The following is a 12,949-nucleotide window of genomic DNA, read 5'->3' as shown; positions in this document are numbered from 1 at the left end:
TTTATGGGGTGTCGATGTGTTCAAATAGGTCTGTGCCAAGTTGTTTCAGCACATCGGGGATATCTACGAAAACCCAATTTTCGACGAGTAAGTCGCCGTCTGGAGTTTTGTCGCGCCGCCACCAATCGCAGACCCGCATATAGAGGCGTTCGCCTGTGGGCTGTTGATCGAGGAAGGGTTTGATTTGGATCATGTTGAGCGAGGGCCAGCCGCCAGAGGAGACGTAATCCCCATCGCCAAAGCGGGTGAAGTGGCGGGTTTTGCTGCCTTTGACAGAGCCGCCGATCCATTCGGAAAACGCGCCCTCAAAGGGGACTTGGAAGCTGGCGAAATCTTCGATCCCGATGAAAGACCCAAAGGCGGCGGGGCCGTACCAGAGCATATTGGGATGCCAATAGGGGCGCCAAGCTTCGTCGGGAGTGGCGAGGCTTTGGAGCATTTTGGTGACCATTTCGAACGAGTCTTGTGAGCGGGCGGGGTCGTTTTCGCCCCATTGCAAGCCATCATGTTTGGCGGGGCCTGGGAGGTATCCTGTGAAGCCGCGTTTTGCACCGGGGCTTGATTTGATCGGCCATTGGCCTGCAGCGATCATCAATTCGGGGATATCAAAGAAGATGTAGCTTTCGATGGCTTGGCCGTTTTCCATGCGGTGAAATTCGCCAAATCGCAGGTGGGCCAATGCGCCTGTGGGCTGGATGCCGAGCCAAGGGGCGTTGAATGTGCCTGTGTAGTATCCTGTGCAGGTGACCCAGTCTGCATCTTCAAACTGGCCGCCAAAAGCGATGTAGTCTGTGCGGCAGAGATTATCGAACGCATCTTGCAAAGAGCCTAGCACGCGGTGGGCATAGGCCCCAGCGCCGTGAACCTTGTTAAAGGGATGCACGACGTTGATGTTGGCATCGGCCGCGTACAAGGCATGGACTGCATCGGCGTACCCATCAGGGGATGGGTAGGCGTAGGCTTCGCTGTAGGATTTGAGCGCGGCCTTATTGGGGTGCATTGTGTTAGCCTTTCACAGCGCCAGCGGTGAGGCCCGATACGATTTGGCGTTGGAAGAACATCACCAACACAAAGAGCGGCGCGATTGCAGAGACAACGGCGGCGACGGCGAACATGACGTTGCCTTCGGTTTGTGTGGTGCCCATGAACGCGTTGATCGCAGGGACCATAGAGCGGTTCTTTTCTTCGAGCAGCATCGAGGTCACGATGAAGTCGTTGTAGGCCAAGAGGAACGAGAAGAGACCTGTGGTGATTACGCCTGGCCACATCACAGGGATGATGACATAGCGGAACGCCTGAATGCGGGAACAGCCATCCACGATCGCGGATTCGTCCAGTTCTTTCGGGATTTTCTGAAAGAAGCTGTGCAGCATCCACAGTGTGAAGGGTTGGTTGATGGCAACCAGAACAACGATGGTTGTGGGCAAGATGCCCCAGAGGTTCCAGTTAAAGAACGGCAAGAGGTAGCCTGACACCAGTGTCACAGGAGGCATAGCGCGGAAAATCAGCGCGGCCATGAGCAGCCAGAACACGTATTTGTAGCCAGAGCGGGACAGGGCGTAACCGCCAAGGGTGCCGATGGTCAGGGAAATTGTCACCGTGAAAAAGCAAATGATGGCTGTGTTGATAACGGATTTCCAAAATTCTTCTTGAATCCACGCGCCTTCATATCCTGCGCCCGTAAAGGTCGTGCCGTGTTCGGCCATTGTGCGCGCGCCAGTCAGGGCGTTGGTCCAATCGGCCTTGGAGAAGAAATCGAGCTCTACCTTGAAGCTGCCCCACAGTGTCCAGAAGAACGGGAAGGCGGCGAGGATAAACCACAAAACCACGAAGCCAACGGAAAAGATGCGCAGGCCCATCGGTTGTTTGTTGAGTTTGGATGACATGGCTTATGCCTCCTTGCGGTTATAGTCGCGCCATGTGCGGACCAGCACAGGGGACAAGAGGATGGCAACGCCGATGATTGTCAGCACGGAGTAGCTGGCCGCAGAGGACAAGAGCCGTGTTTCGCCGCCCAGATCATTCATGATGATCCACGAGAGCGAGGTGGCGTGCGCTTCGGCGTTGAAACCGATGATTGGCTCAAGGACGCGGAAGTTATCCATTAGCTGAATAAGAGCCACGAATGTGACAAGCGGCATGATGTGCGGGATCACCACATAGCGGATTTGTTGCCAGCGCGTGGCCCCATCAATGCGCGAACTTTCGAGCGTGTCTTGGGGCAGGGTTTGCAGGCCTGCATAGAACACAACAAAGGCAAAAGGCGCGGAGTGCCAGACGCCGTATACGATGAGCATGATCCACGTGAGGCCGGTGGAGGCCTTGAGGCTGAGATCAGGGTCGTTTGCGGCCCATTGGATAAAGTTGCCGATGATGCCGCGACTGTCGATCATCCAGAATAGGATCAGCGAGCCAACCAACGGGTTGGTGATCATTGGAAGGAGCGAGAAGAAGATCACGATCCCCTTTAGGCGCTGAGCCAATGAATTCACAGCCACGGCGATCATAAAGCCGAGGATGATGAGAAGGGGTGTCACGGTAAAGGTATAAGTGAGCGTGAAGGCCATCGCGCGATAGAACGGCAGGTTGCCAAGTGCTGACATGAAGCCACCGATGCTATCGCGGGTGCGCCATGCTTCGGCCACTTCGGATGTGGCGAGGTGGCCGCGATCCAGATAGATTTGCAGACCAACGAATTTTCCAAGTGGTTCTGCTTCGCGCAAGGCGGCGGTTGCTTCTTGGTCGATGGTGGTTTCTTGCGTGCAGCCGAAGGGGCCGCAGTTTTCTGATACGGTAAAGACCGCGTCATGGGGGGTGTAAACGGATTGGGTTACAACCGAAATGATAGGCAATGCGATGAACAGGAGCATCGCAAGCCCCGTGGGCAGAAAGAACCAGAAGAAAGTGGAGTGTCGCATGATTTTCTCGGCTAACGGGGCGGGAAGATATGGGATGCAGAGAGGACCTATGCCCTCTCTGCGATTGGTGAAAGGCTTACTTCAAGAAGCCTTTTTCTTTGGCGGCCGCTGTGTAGGCTGCTTCTGTGTCGGCAAGTGCTTGTTCAGCGCTTTCTTTGCCTTGCATGAAGTCCGCCAGTTCAGCGCCAAGTGCTGTGTGCAGCAGGCCTTGGTATGGCAGCATTGGGTATGGTACGGACCCTGCTTGTGCCGCTGCGAAAACGCCTTTGGCTGCATCTGTTGGCTCGTAGCCGTCGATCAACCAAACAGCCTGTGGAGAAGTTGTCTCGTTCAGGATGTCTGGACGAATAGCGTGCTTGAGCGCGATGAAGGTTGCTTCTGCTTCTTCGTCAGAGATGTTTTTGGACACTGTCCAGCCGTCCCACCACAGAGTTGTGGCTGGTGTGGAACCGCCTGCAACTGTCATTGGTGCGTCGATGGCTGTGTTGTCGACAACTTCTTGGCTGGAACCTTCTGTGTCACGCAGAGGGCCAACACGGGAGCCCCACATGTTCATCAGAGCAACGTTGCCTGCTTTCCATTCGGCAGATGTTGCGTTTGAATCATGTGTCAGGAAGTCAGGGTTCATGTACTCTGACAGAGCTTTCATCATGTTCAGAGCAGCAACGCCTTGTTCGTTGTTGATGGACACTTCAGCAGAACCGTCTTTGAAGAATTTACCGCCTGTACCGATGTACATGTTGTTAAATTCTTGGGCCAAGTTCCAGCCTGCTTTGTATGCGCCGCCCACTGGGTTTTCCATGATGCCCATTTCGCGGATTTTCTTAGCCGCTGCCAGCATGTCTTCGTAGGTTTTTGGGGGTTCCATGCCGATCTGTTCCAGCACGTCCTTACGGTAAACGAGGTGCTGCGCGTTCGCCATGAAGGCAACGGCCATGATTTTGCCGTTCACTGTGATCAGCTGGTTCTTTTTCAGGTCTTGGCCGTGCTTGGCAACCAGATCATCCAGCGGGCGGATGACGTCTTCGTTCATCAGCGCAACGATGGAAGAGTTAGCAACGATGGCAGAGGTGTATTCTGCTGGGTTGCCGGACATGCCAGCCACGTTGATTTTCTGGTGGTCCGCGGTGAGGTTTGTTTTCACCTCTGCGCCCGAACATTCCTGTGCGCCTGCGCCCACTGTTTGGATGGCTGGAAATTCGTTGCCGACGATGTTGACGCGGGCTGAGATTTCACAGGCCATTGCGGCCGAAGCTGAGACAGCGGCAAAGGCCGTTGCTGTCATTAAGTTTTTCATAATTCCCATTGTTTTCTCCCTTGGGCTTGCGAATACGAATCCGTTTAACAAGCGTAAGCGACCGTTTCCCCATTCGACAACCCAAAGGGGTTGGTTTTGCGGCGATTCGGCATTTTGCATACGAATGCAATATTTGCATGGTGCGCAAAAATATTCGCTGTGACAAGAAAAAAATCAGACGTTTGTTAGATCAAGCGTGGTGCGCGAGTGTTTACATGAAATTTTAAACGGATATAGAAGTGGCAGGAACGTTGTGCGCTGCAAAGCGCCTTCTGGTTCCCGGCGGGGGATGGCCCTCGGACAGATGCAAAGACGGGATGACACGGGCTGTGAATGCAGTCGCTGAAGCCTCGCAAAAAACCGTCATCCAATGGGTGGCATATTCAGCCAATGGTTTGCAGCCCTGACGTTATGTCAGTTGAGCGGAGCGGTTGGCCGCATTTTGAAGGGATAAAAAATGGAAAAGAAAACCTGTTTGATGATCGGCGCGCCCGTGGATTCGGGCAAGCGGCGACAGGGCTGTTTGATGGGGCCAGATGCGTTTCGCGTGGCGGGTCTGGGTGAAACGCTGAATGAATTGGGCTTTGAGGTTGAAGACCGTGGCAATGTGGCGATGGGGCCTGTTGAGCCAGCGAGCAGCAAAAATAAAGACGTGTTTGCGCTGGGAGAAACCATCGCGTGGACCAAATCGCTGTTTAAAGCTGCGAAAGATGCGATGGCGGAAGGGTTCCCGATCTTTATGGGGGGTGATCACAGTCTGTCGCTTGGCACGGTGGCCGGGGTTGCGTCTTATGCCAAAGAACAGGCGCGGCCCTTGTATGTTTTGTGGTTGGATGCGCATAGCGATTATCATTCACCGCTGACCACCGCATCGGGCAATTTGCACGGCACGCCTGTTGGGTATGTCTGTGGTCGTGATGGGTTCGAAGGGTTCCCTGAATTGGATGCCAAAGTGCCGCCAAAGCGTGTGTGCATGATCGGGTTGCGGTCTGTCGACCCAGCGGAGCGGGCGGAATTGGCCCGCCATGATTTCCAATTGCACGACATGCGGGCCATTGATGAAAACGGCATTGCACCGTTGTTGCGTGATTTTCTGGAAACCGTGGCAGAGCGGGATGGTTTGCTGCATGTGAGTTTGGATGTTGATTTCCTCGACCCGTCTATTGCCCCTGCCGTTGGAACCACAGTGCCTGGGGGAGCCACGTTCCGCGAGGCGCATTTGGTGATGGAAATGCTGTGCGACAGCGGTTTGGTCAGTTCGCTTGATCTGGTGGAGTTGAACCCGATTTTGGACGAACGGGGCAAAACCGCCAGCCTGATGGTTGATCTGGTGGCGAGCCTGATGGGGCGCCGTGTGTTTGATCGTGCCACAGGTGGGTTTAGCGGACGCAAGACTGGTTCAGCGGTGCATTAAGGAGAAATATGATGAATTTGAATCCATCAAAGCTGGCCATGGTGCCGTTTGTCAGTGTCGATAACATGATGAAACTGATCCATTTCATTGGCTTGGAACAGATGTTGAAAGAGATTGCAGAGTACATCGAAGACGATTTCCGCCGCTGGGAGCTGTTTGATAAAACACCGCGTGTTGCGTCCCATTCTGCGGAAGGTGTGATTGAGTTGATGCCCACATCAGATGGGGAAGTGTACGGGTTTAAATACGTCAACGGACACCCCAAGAACATGAAAGAGGGGTTGCAGACGGTGACGGCCTTTGGCCTGCTTGCGGATGTGGGCAATGGCTATCCTGTGTTGCTGTCTGAAATGACGATCCTGACGGCGCTGCGCACGGCCGCAACCAGTGCGATGGTGGCAAAGCATCTGGCACCCAAAGGGGCGAAGACGTTGGCGATGATCGGCAATGGGGCGCAATCGGAATTTCAGGCCTTTGCGATGAAAGCCATCGTTGGCGTGGACAAGCTGCGCATGTATGACATTGACCCTGCGGCCACAGAAAAGGCCATGCGCAACCTGAAAGGGTTTGGCATGGAATTGGTGGCCTGTAAGACACCCGAAGAGGCCATTGAGGGCGCGCAGATCATCACCACATGCACGGCGGATAAGCAGTATGCGACGATCCTGACGGACAACATGGTGGGCGCGGGTGTTCACATCAACGCCATCGGCGGGGACTGTCCAGGCAAGACCGAATTGCACGCGGATATCCTGTCACGCTCTGATGTGTTTGTGGAATATCCCCCGCAAACGCGGATTGAAGGGGAAATCCAGCAGATGCCAGAGGATTTTGCTGTCACCGAAATGTGGGAGGTTATCACAGGGGCCAAAACAGGCCGCACAAGCGAAAGCCAGATTACATTGTTTGACGGGGTCGGCTTTGCCATCGAAGATTTCAGTGCGCTGCGGTATGTGCGCGACAAGTTGAAATCCAGCGGTTTTTACGAGGATCTGGATATGCTTGCCGATCCCGATGATCCGCGTGATTTGTTCGGGATGGTGCAGCGCGCGGCGGGGTAGGATGCCTGCGGCGCGGATATTTTAAGCCAAAAGAAGTAACGGGGCTGTTAATCGACAGCCCCGTTTTTCTGTGTAGGGTCGCGTCATGAGGATTTTGATTGCTTTTCTATTGGTGTGTTGGCCGTTTTTCGCGGTGGCGGACGACGTGTGCCATGCGGATGTGCCCTGTGTGATGGAGGATGGTCGGTCGTATCATGTGAAGGCTCCTGATGGATGGGATGGGGAGACGCCACTGCCTGTGATGCTGCATTTTCATGGCTGGGGGCGGCAGGGCACATTGATTGTGAAGCACACGCGGATTTCGGGGGCCACGCGGCGGCGTGGGGTTTTGTTGTTGGCCCCAAATGGAGCCGGTAGGACCTGGGATTTCTGGCGCAGCGATACGGCGGATGTTGCCTTTGGCGAGCGGGTGTTGGCGGATGCGGCCAAGCGATATCCGATTGATTTTTCGAATGTGTTTGTGTCGGGGTATTCCTATGGATCGGCAATGGCATGGCGGTTTGGCTGTGAAACCTCTGTGGATGTGCGGGCGGTCTTGGCGGTGTCTGGGACATTGCGACAGGATGAAGATTGCGCGGGGATGCCGCGTGAGGTGCGCCATGTGCATGGGCTGACGGATACGGTGATGGATTTTCCGATGGGACGTGGAGGAGATGAAACCTATCCCGTGGCGTTGTGGCGGCGCAAGTTTAACTGTGGGGATGTGTCGGCGCGATCAGAGTGGAGCAATGTGCCGCCGCTGGCGCATCAGCGTTCCGTTTGGGAGTGTGACGCGGGGCGGCGGGTTGTTCTGGATGTGCATCCCAGTGGGCATTTCATCCCGAAGGGCTGGTTTGCGCGGCAGTTGGATGAGTTGCTCGGACGGGAGCCGCGGTTGCCGTAAGACACTGGTGGTTGGCGGCCCCCGATTGAATCGGGGGCGGTCGGTTCTGGTGATTTACACTTCGACGGAGGCGAGGAGTTGGGCGTTGCCCCCTGCGGCGGTGGTGTCAACGCAGATGTGACGTTCCATGGTGCAGCGGTCGGCCAGATCATCACCGCAGACAAGCGGGATGAGAGCGCCGTTGCGGTTTGCCAAGGCTTCGCGTGCGGCGGATTGATCGGCTGGATCAGACCAGAGCGCCACTACGTCGAAGTTTTCCAAAGAGGACAGGGCGGTGCGGTCGAGCATAGCGTCGATGCCGTTGGTGACATTTGGTGCGATTTGCAGTGCGGCGCAGCCGTTGAGCCGCGCGGTGCGGGCTTGGGCCGTGGCGTCTTCAGCCGTTGGACCTAGGCAGAGGACTGTGCCGCGCCCAAAGGTGGAGAGTTGGTTGCTCTCGCCTGTTGGGCCTGGCAGCAGTTCGGAAGACAGGCGCGGGCGGCGGATGGCGGACATGGTGTTGAGCGCGTCTTGCACAGATGTGATGTCGGCGGCTTCACCTTTTGGGGCACTGCCGTTGATGGGCGTGGTTGCTGTGAAGCGTTTCACATAGGCGGGGCCGCCTGCCTTGGGGCCCGTGCCAGAGAGGCCTTCGCCGCCGAAGGGTTGGGAGCCGACGATGGCGCCGATTTGGTTGCGGTTGATGTACATGTTGCCGACGTTCAGGCGGGCGGTGACGCTGTCGACACGATCATCAATACGCGAGTGCATGCCGAAGGTGAGGCCGAAGCCGCTGGCGTTGATGTCGTCGACGATTTTGTCGAGGTCTTCGGATTTGAAGGTGGCAATGTGGATGACAGGGCCGAAGATTTCGGTGGTCAGATCGTTGATGCCGTTTACGCGCAGAACGGTGGGCGGGATGAAGGTGCCTGTGGTTGGGGTTGGCAGTTCTTTCATCAAACGGCCCTCGGATCGGGCCTGTTCGATGTGCGCGCGAATGCCTGCGGCGGCGGCATCATTGATGACGGGACCCACATCGGTGGTGAAGCCCCACGGATCGCCCACGACCAACTCGTCCATTGCGCCAAAGAGCATTTCGGTGAAGGTGTCAGCCACGTCTTCTTGGATGTAGAGGACGCGTAGGGCCGAGCAACGCTGGCCTGCAGACTGAAAACCAGAGGCGATGATGTCGCGTACTGCCTGTTCGGGCAGGGCGGTGCTGTCCACGATCATGGCGTTGAGGCCGCCTGTTTCGGCGATCAGCGGCGTGTCGGGGGCGGTGCTGGCGGCCAGAGCGCGGTTGATGGTTTGCGCGGTGGCAGTGGAGCCTGTGAAGCAAGTGCCATTGATTTTGTCGCTGGACGTGAGGGCAGTGCCGATGATGCGGCCTGCACCTGGGAGGAGTTGTAGGGCGGATTTTGGGACGCCTGCTTCGTGAAGGAGTTTTACGGCGATATGGGCGCAGATGGAGGTGGGTTCTGCGGGTTTCGCGAGGACTGCGTTGCCTGCAGCGAGCGCGGCGGAAAGCTGGCCTGAGAAGATGGCGAGCGGGAAGTTCCACGGAGAGATGCAGGTGAAGAGGCCGCGTGGTTCCGCGTCTGCGTGGCGTTCGGCCTCATCCGCGTAATAGCGCAGGAAATCGACGGCTTCGCGCAGTTCGGCGATGGCGTCCATGGGGGTTTTGCCTGCTTCGCGGGCGAGTACGGCGAAGAGTTCGCCGAAGTTTTGTTCGTACAGATCGGCGGCTTTGCGCAGGGCAGTGGCGCGGTCGGATGCAGGGGCGTTCCAGAGTTTTGCGTTTGCGATGGCTGCTTCGGCGTCTTCTGCGGTGGCCTGCAACACCGAGCCGACCACATCGTCGTGGCGGGCGGGGTTGGTGACGGTGAGGGATTCCGTGCCAGTGGGTTTTGCTACGGTGATTGGGCCAGCGGTCCATTGGGTGTGTGCGAAGGGTGCGCGGGCCGTTTCGATGTCATCTAGGTCTGCGTGGCGGTGCAGGTCCCAGCCGCGGGAGTTTTGGCGCGGGGCGAAGATGTCTGCGGGGAGGGCGACTTGGTCTTCGGGGGCGTTGGCGAGGGTTTCGAAAGGATCGGCGGCGACTTCGGATGGGGGGACGTCTTCGTCGATGATTTGGTTGACGAAAGAGGAGTTCGCGCCGTTTTCGAGCAAGCGCCGTACGAGGTAGGCGAGCAGATCACGGTGTGCGCCGACGGGGGCGTAGATGCGACAGCGGGTTTGTTCATCAGCGAGGACAATGTCGTGCAAGGATTCGCCCATGCCATGCAGGCGTTGGAATTCGAACGCGCTCTTGTCGGTGGCCATTTCCAAAATGGCGGCGACGGTGTGAGCGTTGTGGGTGGCGAATTGCGGGTAGATGCGATCGGTCAGGCCGAGCAGTTTTTGCGCGTTGCAGATGTAGGCCACATCGGTGGCGGCTTTGCGGGTGAAGACGGGGAAGCCTTCGGTGCCTTCCACCTGGGCGCGTTTGATTTCGGTGTCCCAATAGGCGCCTTTGACGAGGCGGACCATAATTTTGCGATCCAAGTCAGTGGCAAGTTGGTGCAGCCAGTCGATGACGCCGTTGCAGCGTTTGCCGAAGGCTTGGACCACCACGCCAAATCCGTCCCAGCCTGCGAGGTCAGGGTCGCGCAGGACGGCTTCGATTACGTCGAGGGAAAGGTCGAGACGGTCGGCTTCTTCTGCGTCGATGTTGAGGCCCATGTTGGCTTTGCGCGCCATACGAGCGAGGCGTTTGGTGGAGGTGACGAGTTCGCGCATGACCCGTTCGGATTGGCCGAGTTCATAGCGGGGGTGCAGGGCGGACAGTTTGATGGAGATGCCCGGGTTTTCGCGGATATCATCGGATTTGCAGTGCTTGGCGAGGGATTTAATCGCGTCCGCATAGCTGTCGTAGAACTTTTCGGCATCGTTTGCGGTGAGGGCCGCTTCGCCGAGCATGTCGTAGGAGTAGGTGAAGCCGTGCCGCGCCTTTGATTTGCCGCGAGAGACGGCTTCACGGATGGTTTCGCCAAGGACGAATTGTGCGCCAAGTTCACGCATGGCGCGGGACACGGCTGTGCGGATCACGGGTTCGCCAAGGCGGCGGACCGCGGATTTGAGGGTGGCGGCGATGCCGGGTTCTTCGTCGTGGAGGACTTTGCCCGTGAGCATGAGCGCCCATGTGGAAGCGTTGACGAGGGAAGAGGAGGATTTGCCAAGGTGGCTGCCCCAATCGGACGGGGCGATTTTGTCTTCGATAAGGGCGTCGACGGTTTCGGAATCTGGAACGCGCAGGAGCGCCTCTGCCAAGCACATGAGCGCGATGCCTTCATCCGTGGAGAGGCCGTATTCGGCCATGAAAACCTCCATCATGCCTGAATCGCCTTGTTCGCGGATTTTGGTGACGAGGTTGACGGCGCGGGTTGTGGCGGCGGATTTTTTTGCATCTGAAATCTGCGCGGTAGACTGGAGATCATTCAGCAACGCGGCTTCGTCTGCGAGGTGGGCGGCGCGGATTTGGGTGCGAAGTGTTTGTAGATCAGCCATAGCGGGTTCCGATGCAATAGAGTGCGATATATCCTCTTTATCATTCAAATGTAGGGCTGTTTGTCTGTATTTGATTGAATTGTAGGTCATGTTGTCCATATTCGACTTAAGTATCAGGCGAAAAGGGTGGAAAAGACGTGGTTGATAGTTCTTTGGATGGGATTGATCGCAAAATACTGGCGGCATTGCACCGTGATGGGCGCATGTCGATGACGGAATTGGCGGGGGTTGTGGGCCTATCGAAAACGCCCTGTCAGTTGCGGGTGAAGCGATTGCGCGGTGAAGGGTATATTCGTGGGTTTCGCGCGGTGCTGGATCTGGACAAGCTGGGATTGGACCATGTGGCGTTTGTGGAGGTGCGGTTGTCCGACACACGCGAGACGGCGTTGCGGGCGTTCAATGATGCGGTGTCCGAGGTGAGCGAGATTGAGGAATGCCACATGATCGCGGGGGCGTTCGATTATCTGCTGAAGGTGCGCACGGTGGACATAAAGGCGTATCGCGCGGTGTTGGGCGAGGTGATTTCCAACCTGCCCCATGTGGCGAGCAGTTCGACCCATGTGTCGATGGAAGCGGTCAAAGATGGCGGGCAATCGTCTGTCGTTTGAGCGGTGAATTTTCGTTCGCGTGTCATGGGGTTGTTACAAAACTGAAAAGGAAGCGTCACAAAACTGAAGGATGAGTGTCACATTCGCGGCCTAGGTCTGGGCCATCCGATACGAATCGGACACGAAACCAAAAGTAGGAACATTTAGATGTTTACCAAGACGCTTTGTGCAACGGCACTTATCCTGACAAGCGCAACCGCGCCCACCTTTGCGCGCGACCAGATTACCATTGTTGGTTCTTCCACAGTTTTCCCGTTTTCCACCACGGTGGCGGAACGCTTTGGTAAATCCACGGACTTCAAAACGCCTGTTGTGGAATCCACAGGATCGGGCGGCGGTCTTAAGCTGTTTTGTTCAGGGGTTGGGACGGAGTTTCCCGATATCACAAATGCGTCGCGGCGGATCAAAGCATCCGAAGTCGCCAAATGTGCCGAAAATGGCGTGACAGAGATTGTTGAAGCAAAGATCGGGTATGACGGGATTGTGTTGGCCAATTCAAAGGCGGCGGATCAAGTATCGTTCAGCCTGAAAGATTTGTTCATGGGGTTGGCCAAAGACATCCCGACAGGAGTTGAGGGTGAAACCAAGCCAAACCCGTTTACCATGTGGAATGAAGTGAATCCCGATTTGCCTGCGATCAAGATCGAGGTTTTGGGCCCACCGCCCACATCCGGCACACGCGATGCGTTTGTGGAGCTGGCCATGGAGGGCGGTTGTAAATCGTTCGATTGGATCAACGCGCTGAAGAAGACCGACAAAGCGGCATATAAATCCCTGTGTCACAACATCCGCGAAGATGGGGCCTATGTTGAAGCCGGAGAGAACGACAACCTGATTGTGCAAAAACTGAATGCGAACCCAGATGCGTTTGGGATTTTTGGGTATTCGTTTCTGGAGCAAAACGAAGACAATGTGCAAGGATCGTTGATTGATGGCGTTGAGCCAGAATTTGATGCGATTGCCCAAGGAGATTACCCCGTGTCGCGGTCGTTGTATTTCTATGTGAAAGCGGCCCATGTGGGTGTGGTGCCCGGCATCGAAGCGTTCTTGGAGGAATTCACGTCTGAGGATGCTTGGGGCGAAGAAGGGTATCTGGCGGATAAGGGATTGATCCCGCTGACAGAAGACGAGCGCGCGGCGGGCGAAGATGCCATTCGCGGTTTGCAAAACCTGTCCATGTAAAGCCGATTGGAACGGACCTGCCGATGTGCAGGTCCGTTTGCGGCAATAAGCAAGAGTAGAC

The 12,949-nt window shown here is 56.4% G+C and carries 10 protein-coding genes; 5 read left to right on the top strand and 5 right to left on the bottom strand.

Annotation, left to right across the window (positions count from 1 at the left end):
- Position 1 precedes the first annotated feature (1 nt).
- The 4 genes from QBD29_RS15330 to QBD29_RS15315 form a co-directional block, all read right to left on the bottom strand.
- Entirely contained in the window at positions 2-1,000 is a 999-nt protein-coding gene (locus tag QBD29_RS15330) for a hypothetical protein (RefSeq protein WP_280098957.1), read from the bottom strand.
- 4 nt (positions 1,001-1,004) lie between these two features.
- A complete protein-coding gene (locus QBD29_RS15325) occupies positions 1,005-1,886 on the bottom strand; it encodes a carbohydrate ABC transporter permease (RefSeq protein WP_280098956.1) in 882 nt (293 codons plus the stop codon).
- Between the two features lie 3 nt (positions 1,887-1,889).
- Positions 1,890-2,918 (bottom strand): sugar ABC transporter permease, encoded by a 1,029-nt coding sequence (locus tag QBD29_RS15320; RefSeq protein WP_280098955.1) that lies wholly within the window; start codon positions 2,916-2,918, stop codon positions 1,890-1,892.
- Positions 2,919-2,994: 76 nt separating this feature from the next.
- Positions 2,995-4,215, bottom strand: coding sequence for an extracellular solute-binding protein (locus QBD29_RS15315; RefSeq protein WP_280100979.1), 1,221 nt, complete (start codon positions 4,213-4,215; stop codon positions 2,995-2,997).
- Between the two features lie 457 nt (positions 4,216-4,672).
- Here QBD29_RS15315 and rocF point away from each other — a divergent pair, with 457 nt between their 5' ends.
- The 3 genes from rocF to QBD29_RS15300 all read left to right on the top strand — a co-directional run bounded on the left by rocF (position 4,673) and on the right by QBD29_RS15300 (position 7,573).
- Entirely contained in the window at positions 4,673-5,629 is a 957-nt protein-coding gene (gene rocF, locus QBD29_RS15310) for an arginase (RefSeq protein ID WP_280098954.1), read from the top strand.
- Between the two features lie 8 nt (positions 5,630-5,637).
- Positions 5,638-6,690, top strand: a complete 1,053-nt coding sequence (locus QBD29_RS15305) for an ornithine cyclodeaminase (protein WP_280098953.1) — start codon at positions 5,638-5,640, stop codon at positions 6,688-6,690.
- 85 nt (positions 6,691-6,775) lie between these two features.
- Entirely contained in the window at positions 6,776-7,573 is a 798-nt protein-coding gene (locus tag QBD29_RS15300) for a polyhydroxybutyrate depolymerase (RefSeq protein WP_280098952.1), read from the top strand.
- Positions 7,574-7,627: 54 nt separating this feature from the next.
- Here QBD29_RS15300 and putA read toward each other — a convergent pair whose 3' ends face one another.
- Positions 7,628-11,098, bottom strand: coding sequence for a bifunctional proline dehydrogenase/L-glutamate gamma-semialdehyde dehydrogenase PutA (gene putA / locus QBD29_RS15295; RefSeq protein WP_280098951.1), 3,471 nt, complete (start codon positions 11,096-11,098; stop codon positions 7,628-7,630).
- Between the two features lie 137 nt (positions 11,099-11,235).
- Here putA and QBD29_RS15290 point away from each other — a divergent pair, with 137 nt between their 5' ends.
- Positions 11,236-11,706, top strand: a complete 471-nt coding sequence (locus tag QBD29_RS15290) for an Lrp/AsnC ligand binding domain-containing protein (protein ID WP_280098950.1) — start codon at positions 11,236-11,238, stop codon at positions 11,704-11,706.
- Positions 11,707-11,853: 147 nt separating this feature from the next.
- Positions 11,854-12,888 (top strand): PstS family phosphate ABC transporter substrate-binding protein, encoded by a 1,035-nt coding sequence (locus tag QBD29_RS15285; RefSeq protein ID WP_280098949.1) that lies wholly within the window; start codon positions 11,854-11,856, stop codon positions 12,886-12,888.
- Positions 12,889-12,949: the final 61 nt, after the last annotated feature.

The organism is Amylibacter sp. IMCC11727 (assembly GCF_029854195.1).
Lineage (GTDB): Bacteria > Pseudomonadota > Alphaproteobacteria > Rhodobacterales > Rhodobacteraceae > Amylibacter.
Note: the sequence above shows the minus strand (reverse complement) of the source record. Positions and strands in the feature narration are given on the sequence as shown.